This window comes from Enterobacter sp. UPMP2061 (assembly GCF_053709615.1).
Map to the genome: position 1 here is coordinate 863,396 of NZ_JBSKJP010000001.1, position 21,462 is coordinate 884,857.

Annotated in this window: 23 protein-coding genes; 21 read left to right on the top strand and 2 right to left on the bottom strand. The window is 54.7% G+C overall.

Translation table 11 applies throughout. The features are described from left to right. Positions 1 to 12 precede the first annotated feature (12 nt). From rpmF to ptsG, 13 genes are all read left to right on the top strand, one after another. Complete coding sequence (rpmF, locus tag ACWKXX_RS04160; RefSeq protein ID WP_003857964.1) at positions 13 to 186, top strand: 50S ribosomal protein L32; 174 nt, start codon at positions 13 to 15, stop codon at positions 184 to 186. Positions 187 to 267: 81 nt separating this feature from the next. Then, on the top strand, positions 268 to 1,302 hold the full coding sequence (gene plsX, locus ACWKXX_RS04165; protein ID WP_017693638.1) for a phosphate acyltransferase PlsX: 1,035 nt from the start codon (positions 268 to 270) through the stop codon (positions 1,300 to 1,302). Positions 1,303 to 1,308: 6 nt separating this feature from the next. Beyond that, entirely contained in the window at positions 1,309 to 2,262 is a 954-nt protein-coding gene (locus ACWKXX_RS04170) for a beta-ketoacyl-ACP synthase III (RefSeq protein WP_017384725.1), read from the top strand. Between the two features lie 15 nt (positions 2,263 to 2,277). After that, complete coding sequence (fabD, locus tag ACWKXX_RS04175; RefSeq protein ID WP_015570824.1) at positions 2,278 to 3,207, top strand: ACP S-malonyltransferase; 930 nt, start codon at positions 2,278 to 2,280, stop codon at positions 3,205 to 3,207. 12 nt (positions 3,208 to 3,219) lie between these two features. Next, on the top strand, positions 3,220 to 3,954 hold the full coding sequence (fabG, locus tag ACWKXX_RS04180; protein ID WP_003857956.1) for a 3-oxoacyl-ACP reductase FabG: 735 nt from the start codon (positions 3,220 to 3,222) through the stop codon (positions 3,952 to 3,954). A 154-nt stretch (positions 3,955 to 4,108) separates the two neighbouring features. Further along, positions 4,109 to 4,345, top strand: coding sequence for an acyl carrier protein (acpP, locus tag ACWKXX_RS04185; protein WP_003857954.1), 237 nt, complete (start codon positions 4,109 to 4,111; stop codon positions 4,343 to 4,345). Between the two features lie 91 nt (positions 4,346 to 4,436). After that, entirely contained in the window at positions 4,437 to 5,678 is a 1,242-nt protein-coding gene (gene fabF / locus ACWKXX_RS04190) for a beta-ketoacyl-ACP synthase II (protein ID WP_032104090.1), read from the top strand. A 120-nt stretch (positions 5,679 to 5,798) separates the two neighbouring features. Next, positions 5,799 to 6,608, top strand: a complete 810-nt coding sequence (pabC, locus tag ACWKXX_RS04195; protein WP_261666300.1) for an aminodeoxychorismate lyase — start codon at positions 5,799 to 5,801, stop codon at positions 6,606 to 6,608. 2 nt (positions 6,609 to 6,610) lie between these two features. Then, positions 6,611 to 7,633, top strand: a complete 1,023-nt coding sequence (gene yceG / locus ACWKXX_RS04200) for a cell division protein YceG (RefSeq protein WP_023296306.1) — start codon at positions 6,611 to 6,613, stop codon at positions 7,631 to 7,633. Further along, a complete protein-coding gene (gene tmk, locus ACWKXX_RS04205) occupies positions 7,623 to 8,264 on the top strand; it encodes a dTMP kinase (protein WP_045349252.1) in 642 nt (213 codons plus the stop codon). The genes yceG and tmk overlap by 11 nt, the downstream gene beginning before the upstream one ends. Further along, positions 8,261 to 9,265 (top strand): DNA polymerase III subunit delta', encoded by a 1,005-nt coding sequence (gene holB, locus ACWKXX_RS04210; protein ID WP_023296308.1) that lies wholly within the window; start codon positions 8,261 to 8,263, stop codon positions 9,263 to 9,265. The genes tmk and holB overlap by 4 nt, the downstream gene beginning before the upstream one ends. Positions 9,266 to 9,275: 10 nt before the next feature. Then, positions 9,276 to 10,070: a metal-dependent hydrolase gene (locus ACWKXX_RS04215; RefSeq protein ID WP_017384720.1), complete on the top strand. Its 795-nt coding sequence runs from the start codon at positions 9,276 to 9,278 to the stop codon at positions 10,068 to 10,070. 297 nt (positions 10,071 to 10,367) lie between these two features. Further along, positions 10,368 to 11,801 (top strand): PTS glucose transporter subunit IIBC, encoded by a 1,434-nt coding sequence (ptsG, locus tag ACWKXX_RS04220; RefSeq protein WP_006809245.1) that lies wholly within the window; start codon positions 10,368 to 10,370, stop codon positions 11,799 to 11,801. A gap of 141 nt (positions 11,802 to 11,942) precedes the next feature. On the opposite strand, the gene fhuE is transcribed toward ptsG, so the two are convergent. Further along, positions 11,943 to 14,132, bottom strand: a complete 2,190-nt coding sequence (gene fhuE, locus ACWKXX_RS04225; protein ID WP_017384719.1) for a ferric-rhodotorulic acid/ferric-coprogen receptor FhuE — start codon at positions 14,130 to 14,132, stop codon at positions 11,943 to 11,945. Between the two features lie 353 nt (positions 14,133 to 14,485). On the opposite strand from fhuE, the gene hinT reads away from it, so the two are divergent. The 8 genes from hinT (at position 14,486) to ACWKXX_RS04265 (ending at position 20,569) form a co-directional block, all read left to right on the top strand. Continuing rightward, a complete protein-coding gene (gene hinT, locus ACWKXX_RS04230) occupies positions 14,486 to 14,845 on the top strand; it encodes a purine nucleoside phosphoramidase (RefSeq protein WP_006809243.1) in 360 nt (119 codons plus the stop codon). 1 nt (position 14,846) lies between these two features. Next, a complete protein-coding gene (locus ACWKXX_RS04235) occupies positions 14,847 to 15,221 on the top strand; it encodes a YcfL family protein (protein WP_003857939.1) in 375 nt (124 codons plus the stop codon). A gap of 13 nt (positions 15,222 to 15,234) precedes the next feature. Next, positions 15,235 to 15,879, top strand: coding sequence for a penicillin-binding protein activator LpoB (lpoB, locus tag ACWKXX_RS04240; RefSeq protein ID WP_085929697.1), 645 nt, complete (start codon positions 15,235 to 15,237; stop codon positions 15,877 to 15,879). Next, a complete protein-coding gene (gene thiK / locus ACWKXX_RS04245; protein ID WP_017384718.1) occupies positions 15,860 to 16,684 on the top strand; it encodes a thiamine kinase in 825 nt (274 codons plus the stop codon). The genes lpoB and thiK overlap by 20 nt, the downstream gene beginning before the upstream one ends. An 11-nt stretch (positions 16,685 to 16,695) precedes the next feature. Beyond that, positions 16,696 to 17,721: a beta-N-acetylhexosaminidase gene (gene nagZ, locus ACWKXX_RS04250; RefSeq protein ID WP_003857934.1), complete on the top strand. Its 1,026-nt coding sequence runs from the start codon at positions 16,696 to 16,698 to the stop codon at positions 17,719 to 17,721. 31 nt (positions 17,722 to 17,752) lie between these two features. Further along, positions 17,753 to 18,295, top strand: coding sequence for an alpha/beta hydrolase YcfP (gene ycfP, locus ACWKXX_RS04255; protein WP_006809239.1), 543 nt, complete (start codon positions 17,753 to 17,755; stop codon positions 18,293 to 18,295). Positions 18,296 to 18,531: 236 nt separating this feature from the next. Next, a complete protein-coding gene (locus ACWKXX_RS04260) occupies positions 18,532 to 19,836 on the top strand; it encodes an NAD(P)/FAD-dependent oxidoreductase (RefSeq protein WP_017693633.1) in 1,305 nt (434 codons plus the stop codon). Between the two features lie 193 nt (positions 19,837 to 20,029). Next, positions 20,030 to 20,569: a glycine zipper 2TM domain-containing protein gene (locus ACWKXX_RS04265; protein WP_017384715.1), complete on the top strand. Its 540-nt coding sequence runs from the start codon at positions 20,030 to 20,032 to the stop codon at positions 20,567 to 20,569. Between the two features lie 60 nt (positions 20,570 to 20,629). Here the strand turns inward: ACWKXX_RS04265 and ACWKXX_RS04270 are convergent, their stop codons facing one another. Continuing rightward, a complete protein-coding gene (locus ACWKXX_RS04270) occupies positions 20,630 to 21,265 on the bottom strand; it encodes a TetR/AcrR family transcriptional regulator (protein WP_015570813.1) in 636 nt (211 codons plus the stop codon). Positions 21,266 to 21,462 lie beyond the last annotated feature (197 nt).

A 21,462-nucleotide genomic window follows, 5' to 3' on the forward strand; every position in this document is an offset into this window, starting at 1 on the left:
GGAGTAAGGTCCATGGCCGTACAACAGAATAAACCAACCCGTTCCAAACGTGGCATGCGTCGTTCCCATGACGCGCTGACCGCAGTTACCAGCCTGTCTGTAGACAAGACTTCTGGTGAGAAACACCTGCGTCACCACATCACCGCTGACGGTTTCTACCGCGGCCGCAAGGTTATCACTAAGTAATCACGCGTCAGCGTGATTAGGCTTAGTGAGGAACTTCCCCGTGCAAACGGGGAGTTTACCGAACCAGGCTGCGACGATACCTTGACACGTCTAACCCTGGCGTTAGATGTCATGGGGGGAGATTTTGGCCCTACCGTGACAGTGCCTGCAGCATTGCAGGCACTGAATTCTAATTCGCAACTCACACTTCTTTTAGTCGGTAATCCCGACACAATCACGCCATTACTTGCAAAAGCTGACTTTGAACAACGTTCGCGTCTGCAGATTATTCCTGCGCAGTCAGTTATTGCCAGTGATGCCCGGCCATCGCAGGCTATTCGTAATAGTCGTGGCAGCTCTATGCGAATGGCGCTGGAGCTGGTGAAAGAAGGGCGAGCGCAGGCTTGCGTCAGCGCGGGAAATACTGGCGCGCTGATGGGGCTGTCGAAATTATTGCTCAAGCCGATTGAGGGCATTGAGCGTCCGGCGCTGGTGACGGTATTACCGCATCAGCAGAAGGGCAAAACGGTGGTGCTGGATCTGGGCGCTAACGTGGATTGTGATAGTACAATGCTGGCTCAGTTTGCCGTTATGGGGTCGGTGCTGGCAGAAGACGTGGTCGGGATTAACAATCCCCGCGTTGCTTTACTGAATATTGGTGAAGAAGAGACCAAAGGCCTGGACAGTATCCGCGACGCTGCGGAAATACTCAAACAGGTCCCCTCCATCAACTATATTGGTTATCTCGAAGCCAATGAGTTGCTGACGGGCAAAACGGATGTATTAGTGTGTGATGGCTTCACTGGAAACGTGACGTTGAAGACCATGGAAGGGGTCGTACGAATGTTCCTTTCTCTGCTGAAATCGCAGGGAGAAGGTAAAAAAAGGTCCTGGTGGCTGATTTTATTAAAGCGTTGGTTACAAAAAAGCCTGACGCGGCGATTCAGTCACCTCAACCCCGACCAGTATAATGGCGCCTGTCTGTTAGGATTGCGCGGCATCGTGATTAAGAGTCATGGCGCCGCCAATCAGCGAGCATTTACCGTCGCGATTGAACAGGCAGTGCAGGCGGTGCAGCGACAAGTCCCTCAGAGGATTGCCGCTCGCCTGGGATCTGTATTAGCTAAAAGTGACTGAGCGTACATGTATACGAAGATTTTAGGTACCGGCAGCTACCTGCCAAAACAAGTGCGTACCAACGCCGATCTTGAAAAAATGGTAGATACGTCTGACGAGTGGATTGTCACGCGCACAGGTATCCGTGAACGTCGTATCGCCGCGCCAGACGAAACTGTGTCCACCATGGGCTACGAAGCCGCTCAGCGAGCGCTTGAGATGGCTGGCATTGATAAAGAACAGATCGGGCTTATTGTGGTGGCGACAACCTCTGCCACGCATGCCTTCCCAAGCGCAGCGTGCCAGGTGCAGAACATGCTCGGCATCAAAGGCTGCCCGGCATTTGATGTTGCAGCAGCGTGCGCGGGTTTCACCTATGCGCTGAGCATCGCCGATCAGTATGTAAAATCGGGCGCCGTAAAATATGCGCTGGTGATCGGCGCTGATGTGCTGGCGCGTACCTGCGATCCAACCGATCGCGGCACGATCATTATTTTTGGCGATGGCGCGGGCGCGGTGCTGCTGGGGCAGTCCGAAGAGCCGGGCATCATCTCCACGCACTTGCATGCCGATGGCCGCTACGGCGAGCTGTTAACGCTGCCTAACGCCGATCGCGTTAATCCTGATAACTCCATTTACCTCACCATGGCAGGTAATGAAGTATTCAAGGTGGCGGTGACTGAGCTTGCGCATATTGTCGATGAGACGCTGGAAGCCAATAACCTTGAACGCACCGCACTCGACTGGCTGGTGCCGCATCAGGCGAACCTGCGTATCATCAGCGCGACGGCGAAGAAGCTGGGCATGTCTATGGATAACGTTGTGGTGACGCTTGATCGCCACGGCAACACCTCTGCGGCATCGGTACCGTGCGCATTTGACGAAGCGGTACGCGATGGACGAATTAAACGGGGCCAACTGGTCTTGCTTGAAGCCTTTGGTGGCGGGTTCACCTGGGGTTCCGCGCTGGTTCGTTTCTAGGATAAGGATTAAAAAATGACGCAATTTGCTTTTGTGTTCCCGGGACAGGGCTCGCAAACTGTTGGGATGTTGTCTGAAATGGCAGCAAACTATCCGGTTATTGAAGAGACTTTCCGTGAAGCCTCTGACGCGCTGGGTTATGATCTGTGGGCGCTGACCCAACAGGGCCCCGCTGAAGAGCTGAACAAAACCTGGCAGACTCAACCGGCACTGCTGGCAGCCTCCGTCGCATTGTGGCGCGTATGGCAGCAGCAGGGCGGCAAAGCGCCGACGCTGATGGCGGGTCATAGCCTGGGTGAATACTCTGCGCTGGTCTGCGCAGGGGTGATTGCCTTCGCTGACGCGGTACGCCTGGTTGAATTGCGTGGTAAATTCATGCAGGAAGCGGTGCCAGAGGGCACGGGCGGCATGTCTGCCATCATCGGTCTGGATGATGCGTCTATCGCTAAAGCCTGTGAAGAATCTGCTGAAGGTCAGGTCGTTTCTCCGGTAAACTTTAACTCGCCAGGCCAGGTGGTTATCGCGGGTCATAAAGAAGCGGTTGAGCGTGCAGGCGCTGCCTGTAAAGCTGCGGGCGCAAAACGTGCACTGCCCCTGCCGGTGAGCGTGCCGTCTCACTGCGCGCTGATGAAGCCCGCTGCCGATAAGCTGGCGGTTGAGCTGGAAAAAATGACCTTTAACGCACCGACGATTTCCGTTGTGAATAACGTCGATGTGCAGTGCGAAACCGCGCCGGAGGCTATCCGTAACGCGCTGGTTCGCCAGCTCTACAGCCCGGTTCAGTGGACTAAAACCGTTGAATTTATGGCGTCTCAGGGCGTTGAACATCTGTATGAAGTTGGTCCAGGTAAGGTACTTACCGGTCTGACAAAACGTATTGTAGACACCCTGACTGCCTCGGCGATTAACGAGCCGGAAGCCATGAAAGCGGCACTCTCGCAATAAAAGAGGAATACCATGAGTTTTGAAGGAAAAATTGCCCTGGTGACCGGCGCAAGCCGCGGTATTGGGCGCGCTATTGCTGAAACACTGGTTGCGCGCGGCGCGACGGTGATCGGGACTGCGACCAGTGAGAATGGCGCACAGGCCATCAGCGACTATCTGGGTGCGAACGGTAAAGGTCTGGTACTGAATGTGACTGAACCAGCATCTATCGAATCTGTTCTGGAAAATATTCGCGCAGAGTTTGGCGAAGTGGATATTCTGGTCAATAATGCCGGGATCACTCGCGACAACCTGCTGATGCGAATGAAAGACGACGAGTGGAACGATATTATCGAAACCAACCTGTCATCTGTATTCCGTCTGTCAAAAGCGGTAATGCGCGCTATGATGAAAAAGCGTCATGGTCGTATTATCACTGTAGGTTCTGTGGTTGGTACCATGGGAAATGCTGGTCAGGCTAACTACGCTGCGGCGAAAGCAGGTCTGATCGGTTTCAGTAAGTCGCTGGCGCGTGAAGTCGCGTCCCGTGGAATTACTGTAAACGTTGTTGCTCCGGGCTTTATTGAAACGGACATGACGCGTGCGCTGACTGATGAGCAGCGTGCGGGTACGCTGGCGGCAGTTCCGGCGGGTCGTCTTGGCGACCCTAAAGAAATCGCCAGCGCGGTTGCATTTTTAGCCTCTGACGAAGCGGGTTACATCACTGGTGAAACCCTCCACGTCAACGGCGGGATGTACATGGTTTAATCACGATCGAAAATATTTGCGTTATTTGGGCAAATGGCCTCAAAATAACGTAAAATCGTGGTAAGACCTGCCGGGATTTAGTTGCAAATTTTTCAACATTTTATACACTACGAAAACCATCGCGAAAGCGAGTTTTGATAGGAAATTTAAGAGTATGAGCACTATCGAAGAACGCGTTAAGAAAATTATCGGCGAACAGCTGGGCGTTAAGCAGGAAGAAGTTGTGAACTCCGCTTCCTTTGTTGAAGACCTGGGCGCAGATTCTCTTGACACCGTTGAGCTGGTAATGGCTCTGGAAGAAGAGTTTGATACTGAGATTCCGGACGAAGAAGCTGAGAAAATCACCACCGTTCAGGCTGCCATTGATTACATCAACGGTCACCAGGCGTAAGTGAACATCTCCAGGCGGTCATTCGACCGCCTGAGTTTTATCTTTTGTTGTCCCACGAATCTCTTTTTTTATCCCTCCCTGGAGGACAAGCGTGTCTAAGCGTCGTGTAGTTGTGACCGGACTTGGCATGTTGTCTCCTGTCGGCAATACCGTAGAGTCCACCTGGAAAGCTCTCCTTGCCGGTCAGAGCGGCATCAGCCTAATCGACCATTTCGATACTAGCGCCTATGCAACGAAATTTGCTGGCTTAGTAAAGGATTTTAACTGTGAAGAGATCATCTCGCGCAAAGAACAGCGCAAGATGGATGCCTTCATTCAATATGGAATTGTCGCTGGCGTTCAGGCCATGCAGGATTCTGGCCTTGAGATTACGGAAGAGAACGCGACCCGTATCGGCGCCGCTATCGGCTCCGGGATTGGCGGTCTTGGTCTGATTGAAGAAAACCATACATCTCTGATGAATGGCGGCCCGCGTAAAATCAGCCCGTTCTTCGTTCCGTCTACGATTGTCAACATGGTGGCAGGTCACCTGACCATTATGTTCGGCCTGCGTGGCCCAAGCATCTCAATCGCGACAGCCTGTACGTCTGGCGTGCATAACATCGGCCAGGCCGCGCGCATCATTGCGTACGGCGATGCAGATGCTATGGTTGCGGGCGGCGCTGAAAAAGCCAGTACCCCACTGGGCGTCGGTGGCTTCGGTGCAGCGCGTGCGCTCTCTACCCGAAACGATAATCCTCAGGCGGCGAGCCGTCCGTGGGATAAAGACCGTGACGGCTTCGTGCTGGGTGACGGTGCAGGCATGATCGTACTGGAAGAGTACGAACACGCGAAAAAACGTGGCGCGAAAATTTATGCTGAAGTTGTTGGCTTTGGCATGAGCAGCGATGCTTATCACATGACGTCTCCTCCAGAGAACGGCGCAGGCGCTGCGCTGGCGATGGAAAACGCCATCCGCGATGCGGGCATTACGCCGGCACAGATTGGCTACGTTAACGCCCATGGGACGTCTACCCCTGCGGGCGATAAAGCAGAAGCGCAGGCTGTTAAGTCTATCTTCGGCGAATCTGCCGGCCGCGTAATGGTAAGCTCCACGAAATCCATGACCGGTCACCTGCTGGGTGCTGCGGGGGCGGTAGAGTCGATCTACTCAATTCTCGCGCTGCGCGATCAGGCTGTACCGCCAACCATCAACCTGGATAATCCGGATGAAGGTTGCGATCTGGACTTCGTTCCTCACGAAGCACGCCAGGTTAGCGGTATGGAGTATACCCTGTGTAACTCCTTCGGCTTCGGTGGGACTAACGGTTCTCTGATCTTCAAAAAGGTCTGAGTCTGGTTAGTCGCTGACGATAAAAAAGGTCCGCTTGCCGGGCCTTTTTTATTAGGTGAAATCCCCTTGTCCGGCTGCTCACATCCTGCCAGACTGAGCCTCCACGCATAAGGAGCCACCATGTTTTTAATTAATGGCCTTGAGCAAGAAACGCTGCCGGCAAGCGACAGGGCGACCCAGTTTGGCGATGGCTGTTTCACGACTGCGCGTATTCTCAACGGTGGCGTGTGTCTGCTCGGGGCCCATATCCTTCGTTTACAAAAAGCCTGCGAAGCATTACTGATCCCCTTCTCGCAGTGGGACATTCTTGAAAGTGAAATGCGTCGGCTGGCGTCAGATAAAGCAAGCGGCGTCCTGAAAGTCATTATTAGCCGCGGGAGCGGTTGCCGGGGCTATAGCGGTTCTGCCTGTCTGCATCCTACGCGGGTCCTTTCCGTTTCAGATTATCCTTCCCATTATGCGCACTGGCGTGAAGAGGGCGTAGCCCTGGCGTTAAGTCCGGTACGTCTGGGGCGAAACCCGATGCTCGCTGGCATAAAACATCTCAACCGCCTTGAACAGGTGCTTATTCGTACTCATCTTGAGCAGACGGAGGCCGGGGAGGCGCTGGTTCTTGACAGCGAAGGGTACATTACGGAATGCTGTGCGGCTAATTTACTCTGGCGGAAGGGCAGTGACGTGTTCACGCCTTCGCTGGAGCAGGCCGGCGTCAACGGCATTATGCGGCAGTTTTGTCTGCACCAGCTGGCACGCGCAGGCTTTCGCGTTGTCGAAGTCAACGCTAAGGAACAGGCGCTGCTGTCTGCCGATGAAGTCGTAATCTGCAATGCGCTGATGCCCGTTGTCCCCGTTCGCGCTTATGGCCGCAAATGCTGGTCATCCCGCGAGCTGTTCCAGTTTCTGGCCCCGTTATGTGAGCAAACCAGGTAGTCATGAAGAAAATGTTACGCTTTGTCCTCCTTCTTATCGTTGCGTTCGGTATCGCTGGCGGAGCGGGAGTGTGGAAAGTCCGTCAGCTGGCGGAGAGTCAGATCCTGATTAAAGACGAGACGATTTTTACCCTGAAAGCGGGTACCGGGCGGCAGGCGCTTGGTCAGCAGCTGTATGACGACAAAATTATCAATCGCCCACGCGTATTCCAGTGGCTGCTGCGTATTGAACCGGACCTGTCCCATTTCAAGGCCGGCACCTATCGCTTTACCCCTGGCATGACTGTGCGCGAGATGCTGCAACTGCTGGAGAGTGGTAAAGAAGCCCAGTTCCCGCTGCGTTTTGTGGAAGGTATGCGTCTGAGCGATTACCTCAGGCAGCTGCGGGACGCGCCATACATTAAGCATACGCTGAAAGATGACCGCTACCAGACCGTGGCAGACGCCTTAAAATTCGAACATCCCGAGTGGGTGGAAGGCTGGTTCTGGCCCGATACGTGGATGTATACGGCAGGCACGACGGATGTGGCCATTCTGAAGCGCGCGCACAACAAAATGGTCGCGGCGGTAGACGCTGCCTGGAAAGGGCGAGCAGAGGGCCTGCCTTATAAAGATCAAAACCAGTTCATGACGATGGCCTCGATCATCGAGAAAGAGACGGCCGTTGCTGCCGAGCGTGACCAGGTTGCCTCGGTGTTTATTAACCGTCTGCGCATCGGCATGCGTTTGCAAACCGATCCTACCGTCATCTACGGCATGGGCGAAAACTACAGCGGCAGGATTTCCAGAAAAGATCTGGAGACGCCAACGGCGTATAATACCTACGTGATTAGCGGCCTGCCGCCTGGACCGATCGCGACGCCGAGTGAAGCATCGTTGAAGGCCGCCGCGCACCCGGCCAAAACGCCGTATCTCTATTTTGTGGCTGACGGAAAAGGGGGGCATACGTTTAATACCAACCTGGCCAGCCACAATCGCTCCGTTCAGGACTATCTGAAGGCACTTAAGGAAAAAAATGCGCAGTAAATACATTGTCATTGAGGGACTCGAAGGGGCGGGCAAAACAACTGCCCGTAACGTGGTGGTGGATACGCTTAAGTCGCTTGGCGTTGCCGACATGGTCTTTACCCGCGAGCCGGGCGGTACGCAGCTGGCGGAAAAACTGCGCAGCCTGGTTCTGGATATCAAATCCGTTGGCGATGAAGTTATTACCGACAAAGCGGAAGTGCTGATGTTCTATGCGGCGCGCGTTCAGCTGGTGGAGACGGTGATCAAACCCGCTCTGGCAGAAGGAAAATGGGTGATCGGCGATCGCCACGATCTCTCAACCCAGGCGTATCAGGGCGGTGGCCGGGGTATCGATCAGGCCATGCTGGCTACGCTTCGCGACGCGGTTCTGGGCGATTTCCGTCCTGACCTGACGCTGTATCTGGACGTGACCCCTGAGGTGGGCCTGAAGCGCGCCCGTGCCCGCGGCGAACTGGACCGCATTGAACAGGAGTCTTTTGATTTCTTTAACCGCACCCGTGCGCGTTATCTGGAACTGGCCGGGCAGGACAAGACCATTCGTACCATCGATGCGACGCAATCCCTTGAAGACGTTACGCGTGATATTCAGCAGACCGTTACGCAGTGGCTACAGGAGCAGCAGGCATGAAATGGTATCCATGGTTGCGCCCACACTTTGAACAGCTGATCGGCAGCTATCAGGTTGGTCGGGGGCATCATGCGTTACTGATCCAGGCGCTGCCGGGAATGGGTGATGATGCGTTGATTTACGCCATCACCCGCTTTCTGATGTGCCAACAGCCGGAAGGACATAAAAGCTGCGGTAAATGCCGGGGTTGCCAGCTTATGCAGGCGGGCACGCATCCTGACTATTACACCCTCGAACCCGAGAAGGGCAAAAATACGCTCGGTATCGACGCGGTGCGTGAGGTCAGTGAGAAACTGTACGAATATGCGCGTCTGGGGGGGGCGAAAGTGGTGTGGCTGAAAGACGCCGCGCTGCTCACGGAAGCCGCAGCCAACGCCCTGTTAAAAACCCTGGAAGAGCCGCCAGAGAATACCTGGTTTTTCCTCTCCTGCCGCGAGCCGGAACGCTTGCTGGCGACGCTGCGCAGTCGCTGCCTTCTTCACCACCTCGCTGTCCCTCAGGAATCCTGGGCGCTCGCCTGGCTTGAGCGAGAAGTGACGGTGTCACCAGATGCGGCGCGTTCGGCGTTGCGCCTGTGCAGCGGTGCGCCTGCGGCTGCGCTGGCCTTATTGCAGCCGGAGGTGTGGTCCCAGCGTGAAACGCTATGTCGTGCGGTTGAATCAGCCCTCGATAGCCATGACTGGCTGAGCGTGCTGCCAGCGCTGAACAGCGATCAGGCACCGGAACGGCTGCACTGGCTGGCCGCACTGCTGCTGGATGCGCTCAAAATCCAGCAGGGGGCGACGCTTCTGACTAACCCTGACGTGTGGGCGCTGGTCACCACGCTGGCGAATCGCCTGTCAGGGCAGTCGCTGCACGCTATCCTTCATGATATCTGCCAGAGCCGTGAACAACTTTTGACAGTGACCGGTCTCAATCGCGAGCTTTTACTGACCGACCAGTTACTGCGTATCGAACACTACCTGCAACCGGGCGTCATACCGCCGGTTTCCCACCTCTGAGAGAGACATTATGTTTTTAGTCGACTCACACTGCCATCTCGATGGCCTGGATTATCAGTCCCTGCATAAAAATGTGGACGACGTGCTGGCGAAAGCCGCCGCGCGCGATGTGAAATTTTGCCTGGCCGTGGCGACCACGTTGCCGGGTTACCGCGCCATGCGTGAACTGGTAGGCGAGCGCGATAATGTCGTCTTCTCCTGCGGCGTGCATCCGCTGAATCAGGATGAAGCGTACGACGTTGAGGATTTACGCCGTCTTGCCGCAGAAGAGGGCGTAGTGGCGATGGGCGAGACCGGTCTCGACTATTTCTACACCCCGGAAACGAAACCTCGCCAGCAGGAATCCTTCCGCAACCACATCCGTATTGGCCGTGAACTGAATAAGCCTGTTATCGTTCATACCCGCGATGCGCGCGCCGACACGCTGGCGATCCTGCGGGAAGAAAAGGTGACGGATTGCGGTGGCGTACTACACTGTTTCACTGAAGACAGAGAAACGGCGGGTAAGCTGCTTGATTTAGGCTTTTATATCTCGTTCTCGGGGATTGTAACGTTCCGGAATGCTGAGCAACTGCGTGATGCGGCGCGATATGTTCCGCTGGATCGTATTCTGGTGGAAACCGATTCCCCGTACCTGGCACCGGTGCCTCATCGCGGCAAAGAAAATCAGCCAGCGATGACCCGGGATGTCGCTGAGTATATGGCCGTTCTGAAAGGTGTCAGTATTGAAGAGCTGGCTCGCGTGACAACGGAAAACTTCGCCAGTCTGTTCCATATCGACCCCGCCCACCTGCAATCTGTCTGATACGCCTGTTATTTTTAGGCTCGTAATTAATAAGTAAAACGAGTAAAGTTCACCGCCTCATTTGGGGCGGTGATGGCGTTTTTAGACACATCCAGACATGCTTTATGTAAATATCTGCAAGTTTTTTGGCCGTCTTGAACTGAAACGTGATAGCCGTCAAACAAACTCAGAGGGAATTATTTTACTCTGTGTAATAAATAAAGGGCGCTTAGATGTCCTGTCCACGGCGCGGTACTCCCCCCGGGCCAATGCGTGAAAACGTAAAAAAAGCACAAATACTCAGGAGCACTCTCAATTATGTTTAAGAATGCATTTGCTAACCTGCAAAAGGTCGGTAAATCGCTGATGCTGCCAGTATCCGTACTGCCTATCGCAGGTATCCTGCTGGGTGTCGGTTCTGCAAACTTCAGCTGGCTGCCAGCCGTAGTTTCCCACGTGATGGCCGAAGCAGGCGGTTCTGTTTTTGCTAACATGCCGCTGATCTTCGCTATCGGTGTTGCTCTGGGCTTCACCAATAACGACGGTGTATCCGCGCTGGCGTCCGTTGTTGCTTACGGCATCATGGTGAAAACCATGGCTGTGGTTGCGCCGCTGGTACTGCACTTACCTGCTGAAGAGATTGCCGCTAAGCATCTGGCGGACACCGGTGTTCTCGGTGGTATCATCTCCGGTGCGATTGCAGCGTATATGTTTAACCGCTTCTATCGCATCAAGCTGCCTGAGTATCTGGGCTTCTTCGCGGGTAAACGTTTTGTGCCGATCATTTCTGGTCTGGCCGCGATTTTCACCGGTGTGGTTCTGTCTTTCATCTGGCCACCAATCGGTACAGCAATCCAGACCTTCTCTCAGTGGGCGGCTTACCAGAACCCGGTTGTGGCGTTCGGTATCTACGGCTTCATTGAGCGCTGCCTGGTACCATTTGGTCTGCACCACATCTGGAACGTTCCATTCCAGATGCAGATTGGTGAATACACCAACGCAGCAGGCCAGGTGTTCCACGGCGACATCCCACGCTACATGGCGGGTGACCCAACGGCAGGTAAACTGTCTGGTGGCTTCCTGTTCAAAATGTACGGTCTGCCGGCCGCCGCAATTGCGATCTGGCACTCTGCTAAACCAGAGAACCGTGCAAAAGTGGGCGGTATCATGATCTCCGCAGCGCTGACCTCGTTCCTGACCGGTATCACCGAGCCGATCGAGTTCTCCTTCATGTTCGTTGCGCCGATCCTGTACATCATCCACGCGGTACTGGCAGGTCTGGCATTCCCAATCTGTATCCTGCTGGGTATGCGTGACGGTACGTCCTTCTCTCACGGTCTGATCGACTTCATCGTTCTGTCCGGTAACAGCAGCAAGCTGTGGCTGTTCCCAATTGTGGGTGCGGGCTACGCAGTGGTGTACTACACCGTCTTCCGCGTGCTGATCAAAGCACTGGACCTGAAAACGCCGGGTCGTGAAGATGCAACGGAAGACAGCAAAGCCGGTGTGACCAGCGAAATGGCGCCTGCTCTGGTAGCTGCTTTCGGCGGTAAAGAGAACATCACTAACCTGGACGCGTGTATCACTCGTCTGCGTGTGAGCGTTGCCGACGTTGCGAAAGTAGACCAGCCGGGTCTGAAAAAACTGGGCGCAGCGGGCGTCGTTGTTGCAGGTTCTGGTGTTCAGGCAATCTTCGGTACGAAATCCGATAACCTGAAAACCGAAATGGATGAGTACATCCGCAACAACTAAGCTGTGACCTGGGGAGACTAAGGCAGCCGAATGGCTGCCTTTTTTATTACTGCGGCTTGTGGTGCCGGGTGGCGGCGGCACCTTACCGGGCCTACGTGATGGGTAGGCCCGGTAAGCGCAGCGCCACCGGGCTTCTGTCACTCAGAAATCGTAGCTCGCGCTCACCGAGACGTTCAGCGGCGCGCCATACACTACATAAGAACCGACGTAATCGTAATACTCTTTGTCGAACAGGTTGTTGACGTTAGCCTGCACCGCAAAATCTTTGGTGACCTGATAACGGCTGAACAGGTTCACCAGCCCATAGCTGCCTTGCTCCGCGCGGGAACGTCCTGCCGGGCCGCCTTCCACGTCCGTCCACACTTTGTTCTGCCAGTTTACGCCGCCGCCCACGGTCAGTTCCGGCAGCATTGGCAACTGATAGCGGGTGAAGAGCTTCATGGTTGTGCGCGGCTGATCGGCGCTGACGGCGTTGCCATTCTTATCTTCTGCGATGTAACGCGTCGCGCCGAAGGTCAGCTGCCAGTTATCGGTCAGGGCACCGTTGAGCTCGAACTCGACCCCTTTGCTGACCACCCCGTCCAGCGATTCATAGATCGACTCACCGCTCGGCATGTAGGTATAGGTGTTGCTGGCGACGTTATCCTGCTCAATGCGGAAAATCGCCAGCGAGGTGGTGAGACGGGTATTAAACCAGTCCGCCTTCACCCCGGCTTCGTAGCTTTTACCCGTGGTAGGGTCGAGATAACGTCCGCTGGCGTCGCGCTTATCCTGCGGCTGGAAGATAGAGGTATAGCTGACGTAGGTCGACCAGTCCTCATTGATGTCATACACCAGGCCGGCGTACGGCGTGACATCATCTTTGGTGCTTTCCAGACGGGTATTCGGCGATCCTGCCGGGTTATAACGAATGTTATATTGGGTGTAGCGCGCGCCCAGGATCAGGTGCAGCGGATCGGCCAGCGAGAAACGAGCCGACGAATAGGCTGAAGACTGGCGAATATCATCCTTGCTGTAGAGTTTCCACGGCGTCCACTGGGGATCGGCGATGTTCCCGTTCCAGTTCTTAAAGTTGCCGACATCAACCATGCCGTATACCGCATCCGGCATGGAGTTGTCGTAATGGTTACGCTGACGGCTGAAGCTGCCGCCGAACATCATTTCGTGCTGACGGCCAAAGAGATCGAAGCCGCCGCGCAGGAAGGCGTCAACCGCATCCTGTTTACGTTCTCCACGGTTCCAGCCGCCATAACCCACCAGACCCGCGCCGGTCTCTTTATCCGGATAGCCGGACATATACATCAGTTTGGAGTCGAAGTTGGTTTCAGCATGCATACCGTTGATGTGCGCTTCCCAGCCATTATCGAAACGCTGAGTCAGGTTAGCGAAGATGCGGGTGCTGTCTTTATCTGAATAAGCCCAGTCAGGCGCGACGGTCTGGCTGCGATTGTAGTGGGTCTTACTTCCGTCGCTGTACCAGGTCGGCAGCCCGCCCCAGGTTGGGTCGGCGGTATGGCTTTCCTGATATTCATACCCTACCGAGAGGGTGGTGCTGTCGGTGACATCCGCGTCCATCACGCCGTAGAGGAATTTCTTCCGGTAGTGGTAGTTATCCACGAAGCTGTCGTTGTCCTGATAACCGGTGATCAGACGGCCTCGTACCTTACCTGACTCTACCAGCGGCGCCTGGAGATCCAGCACGTAGCGCTGCTTGTCCCAGCTGCCGTAACTGGCGGAGACGTTACCTTTAAATTCCGGGCTGTCCGCATGCTTACGCACCATATTAACGTACGCCGCCGGGTTGCCCGTGCCGGACATCAGGCCGGTGGCGCCGCGAACCACTTCGATGCGGTCATAAATCGCGGTATCCGCGGCGGTATCACCAAAGTTCCACACTTCACTGATGGAGGTTGGCAGGTCGTCATAGGCGTAGTTGCTGACGAAAAAGCCGCGTGAGTAAAACACGGTACGGTCGCTGTCCTGCACCTGGGCCGTAATGCCCGTGGTATTCGTCAGCACCTGTCCGATGGATTGCAGATTCTGGTCAGCCATACGTTGCTGGCTGATAACGCTGACGGACTGTGGGATGTCGCGGGGAACCAGCAACAGTTTGGTGCCGGTGGTGGTAGTTTTTACGCTGTAATCCTGATCCTGGCTGGCAGAAAGATCCTGTGTGTTGTCAAAACCTCCGTCAACGACGACGGTATCTTCGGTGGTTGAAGCAGCGAAAGCGGCGGTTGGCGTCAATGCCATAGCAATGCAGGCGGCCAGCAACGAAGGTGTTGCGGCAGGCTGATGTTGCCCATCCCTGGTGTGATTAATGAAAGACATCATCAAACCCTTAGTGAATGGTGAAGGTAATTCGCGACAGTCCCGCTAGCACGGGCTGACGTCGTTTTCTATGTTAAAAATGCGCATGAAAATGCAAATGCGAAATATACGCATTGTGATTAACGCTGTAAACAGATGTTTCGGGATGAACTGAAATAAGGTTTCAGAAAAGAAATGTCCTAAAGCGATGCCTCTTAAGCCAGATGGCGGACAATCAGGAAAGAAATCACGGGAGAAGGTTGAAAGGACAGGAGAAACTCGCTCATACTCTTGTCTTGTGTCACGCAGTAAATCAGACAATGTGTGTTAACAACGGACGCACGACGCCAGATTAAACTTAAAAGGAAAAGGTCATGGCTGAAGAAACGATTTTCAGTAAAATTATCCGCCGCGAAATTCCGTCGGATATTGTCTATCAGGATGAACTGGTCACGGCTTTCCGCGACATTTCTCCCCAGGCGCCGACGCACATCCTTATTATTCCCAATATTCTGATCCCGACCGTCAATGACGTTAAAACCGAGCATGAAGTGGCGCTGGGCCGTATGCTTACGGTGGCCGCGAAAATCGCAGAGCAGGAAGGGATTGCTGAAGACGGATACCGTCTGATCATGAACTGTAATCGCCATGGCGGCCAGGAAGTCTATCATATTCATATGCATCTGCTGGGTGGACGTCCACTGGGACCGATGCTGGCACATAAAGGTCTTTAATATGTTAACTGGGCGTATTGCAGCGCTGATCGTGACGCTGGTAATGGTTGGGTGCAGCGCGCGTCCCGCCATCCCGGTCAGTGAAGAACAGACGCTGGTGATGGAGTCCTCAGTGCTTGCTGCGGGCATCACGGCGGAGAAACCTTCGCTGACCATAAGCGAAATCCAGTCTTCAGCCTCCTCTACGCTCTATAACGAAAGGCAAGAGCCAGTGACGGTGCATTATCGCTTCTACTGGTATGACGTGAGAGGTCTTGAGATGCACCCGCTTGAGGCGCCGCGCAGCGTGACTATCCCGGCAAGATCGTCAGTCACGCTCTACGGCAGCGCCAGCTATCTGGGTGCACATAAGGTGAGACTTTATCTTTATTTGTAAGGAGTGAACCTTGATTAAAACAATGAGCCGTTATGCGCTCCTGAGTGCTTTTGCACTCTTTCTGGCGGGTTGTGTGACGCGAACGGAAGAACCAGCACCGGTAGATCAGGCGAAGCCGGGAACGGAACAGCCAACAACGCCAGCGCAGCCTGTTCCAACCGTGCCGTCTGTACCGACCATTCCGGCGCAGCCTGGCCCGATCGAACATCCGGACGACACCGCACAGCCTGCGCCGCGAGTACGCCACTATGACTGGAACGGCGCGATGCAGCCGATGGTGGGCAAAATGTTGCAGGCACAGGGCGTTACGCCCGGCAGCGTGCTGCTGGTGGACAGCGTGAACAACCGTACAAACGGTTCCCTGAATGCGGGAGAAGCGACGGAAACCCTGCGCAACGCGCTGGCAAACAACGGTAAATTTACGCTGGTCTCAGCTCAGCAGCTCGCGGTCGCCAAGCAGCAGCTTGGTCTGTCGCCTCAGGACAGCCTGGGTTCGCGCAGTAAAGCGATTGGTATTGCCCGCAACGTTGGCGCGCAGTATGTCCTTTATTCTAACGCGACAGGCAACGTGAACACGCCGTCGTTGCAGATGCAGTTAATGCTGGTTCAGACCGGCGAAATTATCTGGTCAGGTAAAGGTGCCGTTACGCAACAATAAGCGCACGCGTCATGACGTCCTGACGCGTTATTTCCCTCAGTACCGTGTTATCGCGCCGCAAGCCCCCGCCGGGCTTGGCGGCGCGAGTTGCATTATTGAGCGTGGCGACCATCGGCTGGTTTTACGTCAGCATCACGATGCCGCCGCGCCTGCCTCCCATTTTCGTCGCCAGTTCCGCGCCCTGAAGCGCCTGCCCGCCGACCTTGCGCCACAACCTCATCTCTTTATCAGAGACTGGATGGCGGTGGCGTTTATTGCGGGTGAGATCAAAAGCGAGCTTCCCGATACGCCTGCGCTTGCAGCCATGCTGTATCATCTGCATCGCCAGCCGCGTCTGGGCTGGCGGGTAACGTTACTTCCTTTGCTGGATCACTACTGGCAGCAGGCTGCGCCTGGACGACGCACGCCCTACTGGCTGGCGCAGCTTAAGCGGCTACGCAGAGCGGGAGAGCCGCAGGCGTTACGTCTGGCGCCGCTGCATATGGATGTCCACGCGGGTAATATCGTTCATACCACGGCAGGCGAGAAACTTATCGACTGGGAATATGCCGGAGACGGTGACGTGGCGCTCGAACTCGCTGCGGTCTGGATGCCTGATGAGGCGTCGCGCGAGCAGCTGATAACCGCCTATGCCCGAAACGCCAACATCAATGCGCTCACCCTTGCGCGGCAGGTCGCGCGCTGGCGTCCGTGGGTGTTGATGCTGATGGCGGGATGGTTTGAAATGCGCCTTCAGCAGACAGATGACAAACAATTTATTGCGCTGGCAAATGATGCCTGGCGTCAGTTACAAACGAAAGGATAAGAGAGGTAGGTGTGGGTCCAGTAATGTTGGATGTCGAAGGGTTTGAGCTGGATGCGGAAGAGCGCGAAATTCTGGCGCATCCGCTGGTAGGGGGGCTGATTCTTTTCACCCGCAATTATCATGATCCGGAGCAGTTGCGTGAGCTGGTTCGCCAGATCCGTGCGGCGTCGCGCAATCACCTGGTGGTGGCCGTAGACCAGGAAGGTGGGCGTGTGCAGCGTTTCCGCGAAGGGTTTACCCGTTTACCCGCCGCGCAATCTTTTGCTGCGCTGCTGGGGATCGAAGAGGGCGGTCAACTGGCGCAGGACGCCGGCTGGCTGATGGCCAGCGAGATGATCGCCATGGATATCGACATCAGCTTCGCCCCGGTGCTGGACGTAGGACACATTAGCGCGGCAATTGGTGAGCGTTCGTATCATGACGATCCGCGTATTGCGCTGGCAATGGCGACGCGCTTTATTGACGGTATGCATGCTGCGGGCATGAAAACCACCGGCAAACATTTCCCGGGCCACGGGGCGGTGACGGCGGATTCCCATAAAGAAACCCCGCGCGATCCGCGCCCGGAAGCAGACATTCGCGCTAAAGACATGTCGGTTTTCCGCTCGCTGATTGCTGATAACAAGCTGGATGCCATCATGCCTGCGCACGTCATCTACAGTGAGGTCGATCCGCGTCCGGCCAGCGGCTCTCCGCACTGGCTGAAAACCGTACTGCGTCAGGAATTAGGCTTCAATGGCGTAATTTTCTCTGACGATTTATCCATGGAGGGGGCGGCAATTATGGGTAGCTATGCCGAACGTGGGCAGGCTTCGCTGGATGCGGGTTGCGATATGATCCTCGTCTGCAATAATCGTAAAGGGGCGGTGAGCGTGCTGGATAACCTGTCGCCGATCAATGCTGAACGTGTTACACAATTGTATCATAAAGGTTCATTTAGTCGTCAGGAGCTGATGGACTCGGCGCGCTGGAAAACGGTAAACGCCCGGCTTGAAGCCCTGAACGAGCGCTGGCAGGCACATAAAGCAGCCCTTTAATTCATCCCGGAAGGCGTAGCGTGGTGAGACGATGATCATCTATTTACACGGTTTTGACTCAAACAGTCCTGGTAATCATGAGAAAGTGCTGCAATTGCAGTTTATCGATCCGGATGTCCGGCTGATCAGTTACAGCACACGTCATCCGAAGCATGACATGCAGCATCTGCTTAAAGAAGTGGATAAAATGTTGCAGCTCAATATCGACGATCGCCCGCTGATCTGCGGCGTGGGGTTAGGAGGATACTGGGCAGAGCGCATCGGTTTTTTGTGCGATATCCGTCAGGTCATTTTTAATCCTAACCTCTTTCCGAACGAAAACATGGAAGGCAAAATCGATCGCCCGGAAGAGTACGCCGACATCGCAACTAAATGCGTGAGCAATTTCCGTGAAAAGAACCGCGATCGGTGTCTGGTGATCCTCTCCCGCAACGATGAAGCGCTGAACAGCTCCCGCGCCGCCGAGCTTCTGCACCATTACTACGAAATTGTCTGGGACGAAGAGCAGACCCACAAGTTCAAAAACATTTCCCCGCACTTGCAGCGTATTAAAGCCTTTAAAACGCTGGGCTGATCTCCCTGAACCTGATAAAGGCCCGGTACGTGAAAGCGTACCGGGCCTCTTTTTTGTCAGAGTTGTCTACTTTTAAACCATCAAAACTTGATACATATCAATTTTGGTATGACCAATGCGCCTGACGTGCTATTCTCAATGAATCTGAATGGTTTCAGCGCAGTAACCTATTGTTAATTAAGGGTTATTTATATAACTTTTAATTAACAATTGGTTAATAATTTGAGGGGGTCACGTTGACTACGCCATTGAAAAAGATAGTGATTGTCGGCGGTGGTGCTGGCGGACTGGAGCTGGCGACACAGCTGGGTAAGAAGCTGGGTCGCGGTAAGAAAGCCAAAATCACGCTGGTGGATCGTAACCACAGTCATCTGTGGAAGCCGTTACTGCACGAAGTGGCGACCGGGTCGCTGGATGAGGGCGTGGATGCGCTGAGCTATCTGGCGCATGCGCGTAACCACCACTTCCAGTTCCAGCTGGGTTCGGTGGTGGATATCAATCGTGAAAACAAAACCATCACGCTGGCTGAGCTGCGTGATGATAAAGGCGAGTTGCTGGTTCCTGAGCGCAAGCTGGCCTATGACACGCTGGTGATGGCCCTGGGCAGTACCTCCAATGATTTCAACACCCCAGGCGTAAAAGAGCACTGCATCTTCCTGGATAACCCGCATCAGGCGCGTCGTTTCCATCAGGAGATGCTTAACCTGTTCCTGAAGTACACCAACAACATGGGTGCTAACGGCAAGGTCAACATTGCTATCGTGGGCGGCGGCGCAACGGGCGTTGAATTATCGGCGGAGTTGCACAATGCGGTCAAACAGCTGCACAGCTACGGCTACAAAGGGCTGACTAACGAAGCGCTGAATGTGACGCTGGTGGAAGCAGGTGAACGTATTCTGCCTGCGCTGCCGCCGCGTATTTCCGGCGCGGCGCACAACGAGCTGACCAAACTGGGCGTGCGCGTGCTGACCCAGACCATGGTGACCAGCGCGGATGAGGGCGGCCTGCATACCAAAGACGGCGAATATATCCAGGCCGACCTGATGGTTTGGGCTGCGGGGATCAAAGCGCCTGATTTCATGAAAGATATCGGTGGGCTGGAGACGAACCGCATTAACCAGCTGGTGACAGAGCCGACGCTGCAAACCACGCGCGATCCGGACATCTTCGCCATTGGCGACTGTGCCTCCTGCGCACGTCCGGAAGGCGGATTTGTACCGCCTCGCGCCCAGGCCGCGCACCAGATGGCAAGCCTCGTGCTGCATAACATCCTGGCGCAGATGAAAGGCAAACCGATGAAAGCCTATGTCTACAAAGACCACGGCTCTCTGGTGTCGCTCTCAAACTTCTCCACCGTGGGCAGCCTGATGGGTAACCTGATGCGCGGCTCCATGATGGTGGAAGGGCGCATCGCCCGCTTCGTGTACATTTCTCTGTACCGTATGCACCAGATTGCGCTGCACGGCTACTTCAAAACCGGCCTGATGATGCTGGTTGGCCGCATCAACCGCGTGATCCGTCCACGCCTGAAGCTGCACTAATTTCTCTCTCCCTCCGGGCCCTCCGGAGGGAATTCTTAGCACATCATGCTGTGCATTTCCCTCCTGACGCTTAAGAGTTCTCTTAAACCCACGTTGTCCCGGTCAACAGCCCTGATTTTGATCCTTTATCTTATTGGCGAAGCGTTTATTGCGCTGCAAAATTGCTACCAATTGCAACAAAGGAGGAAGTCCCGTGAATAAATCAATGTTGGCGGGTATAGGGATTGGCGTCGCAGCTGCGTTAGGTGTGGCTGCCGTTGCCAGTCTGAACGTACTTGATCGTGGCCCGCAGTATGCGCAGGTGGTTTCCGCTACACCGATCAAAGAGACGGTCAAGACGCCTCGTCAGGAGTGCCGTAATGTTTCTGTCACCCACCGTCGTCCGGTTCAGGATGAAAACCGTATCGCTGGCTCCGTGCTGGGCGCGGTTGCTGGTGGGGTGATTGGTCATCAGTTTGGTGGCGGCCGTGGTAAGGATGTCGCGACGGTGGTTGGTGCGCTGGGTGGCGGTTATGCCGGTAACCAGGTACAGGGCGCGATGCAGGAAAATGATACCTACACCACAACGCAGCAGCGCTGTAAAACCGTGTATGACAAGTCTGAAAAAATGTTGGGCTACGACGTAACCTACAAAATTGGCGATCAGCAGGGCAAAATCCGAATGGATAAAGATCCTGGCACGCAGATCCCTCTCGACAGCAACGGTCAGCTGATACTGAATAACAAAGTGTAAAAAAGATGTTCTCTGAACTTAGCTCCTCATGCGCTCAGGCTGAGGAGCTTTTTTTTTGCGTCAGAGTTTAAGAAGTTCAGGCCACAGGCGCAGCGTTGTTTGCGTAATCCCCTGCAATTTTTCCAGCGTCGCGCCTTCACGGGCGCTGATGGACATCCCCTGTAAAATACAGCTCAGATACTGGGAAAGCTCCTGCGGACGGCAATGCGCCGGTATTTCGCCGCGCTGCTGACGCTGAGCCAGAAACGTGCTGAGCGTCTCCTCCTGCATCGCATGTCGCGATTTGACCGTGTTGGCAATCTCTTTAGACGATGCCGCGAGGGTCGCGGAGGTGTTGATCATAAAACAGCCCGCAGGCGTGTCCTTGCTGGTATAGCAGGTCGCGATTGCCGTGAAATAATCCTGCAATGCCTGCTCAACCGTTTTTTCTTCGCAGAACAGCTGGGCTTCATGTTTTGCCGCGAAGCGCGCGATGTATCTGTCCAGAACGGCCCGGAATAAGCCTTCTTTGTTGGTGAACTCTGCGTACAGGGTAGGGGCTTTCGCGCCCGTTGCTTCCACGAGATCGGAAAGCGACGTGGCTTCATACCCATGCTGCCAGAAGAGCGTCATGGCCTTATCGAGCGCCGCATCCCTGTCGAACACTTTTGGTCGGCCACGGCTTTTCTTCGCGCAACGCGTGACATCGGTTGTCATGTGCCGTTGGTCCTCTGTTGTTTTGTTGAATAGTCATTATAAAAATAAACGTCTGCAACGACCAGCGGTGATTTCTGAAAAATAATTTAATTTTATCTTTATGAAATATAAGGCAAATGAAATTAATTTAACGACCATTATAAAAATGGGTTGACGTGTGACCTGGATCACATCTATCATTTACCTATCGATCGTTA

Excerpts from the sequence above, each read along its gene's own strand:
- ycfP (WP_006809239.1), top strand. The coding sequence starts at position 17,753 with ATGATCATCTATTTACACGGTTTTGACTCAAACAGTCCTGGTAATCAT.
- holB (WP_023296308.1), top strand. The coding sequence starts at position 8,261 with ATGAAATGGTATCCATGGTTGCGCCCACACTTTGAACAGCTGATCGGC.
- ACWKXX_RS04170 (WP_017384725.1), top strand. The coding sequence starts at position 1,309 with ATGTATACGAAGATTTTAGGTACCGGCAGCTACCTGCCAAAACAAGTG.
- fabD (WP_015570824.1), top strand. The coding sequence starts at position 2,278 with ATGACGCAATTTGCTTTTGTGTTCCCGGGACAGGGCTCGCAAACTGTT.
- ACWKXX_RS04235 (WP_003857939.1), top strand. The coding sequence starts at position 14,847 with ATGTTAACTGGGCGTATTGCAGCGCTGATCGTGACGCTGGTAATGGTT.
- ptsG (WP_006809245.1), top strand. The coding sequence starts at position 10,368 with ATGTTTAAGAATGCATTTGCTAACCTGCAAAAGGTCGGTAAATCGCTG.
- ACWKXX_RS04270 (WP_015570813.1), bottom strand. The coding sequence starts at position 21,265 with ATGACAACCGATGTCACGCGTTGCGCGAAGAAAAGCCGTGGCCGACCA.
- fhuE (WP_017384719.1), bottom strand. The coding sequence starts at position 14,132 with ATGTCTTTCATTAATCACACCAGGGATGGGCAACATCAGCCTGCCGCA.
- hinT (WP_006809243.1), top strand. The coding sequence starts at position 14,486 with ATGGCTGAAGAAACGATTTTCAGTAAAATTATCCGCCGCGAAATTCCG.
- rpmF (WP_003857964.1), top strand. The coding sequence starts at position 13 with ATGGCCGTACAACAGAATAAACCAACCCGTTCCAAACGTGGCATGCGT.
- fabG (WP_003857956.1), top strand. The coding sequence starts at position 3,220 with ATGAGTTTTGAAGGAAAAATTGCCCTGGTGACCGGCGCAAGCCGCGGT.
- yceG (WP_023296306.1), top strand. The coding sequence starts at position 6,611 with ATGAAGAAAATGTTACGCTTTGTCCTCCTTCTTATCGTTGCGTTCGGT.
- tmk (WP_045349252.1), top strand. The coding sequence starts at position 7,623 with ATGCGCAGTAAATACATTGTCATTGAGGGACTCGAAGGGGCGGGCAAA.
- ACWKXX_RS04215 (WP_017384720.1), top strand. The coding sequence starts at position 9,276 with ATGTTTTTAGTCGACTCACACTGCCATCTCGATGGCCTGGATTATCAG.
- pabC (WP_261666300.1), top strand. The coding sequence starts at position 5,799 with ATGTTTTTAATTAATGGCCTTGAGCAAGAAACGCTGCCGGCAAGCGAC.
- acpP (WP_003857954.1), top strand. The coding sequence starts at position 4,109 with ATGAGCACTATCGAAGAACGCGTTAAGAAAATTATCGGCGAACAGCTG.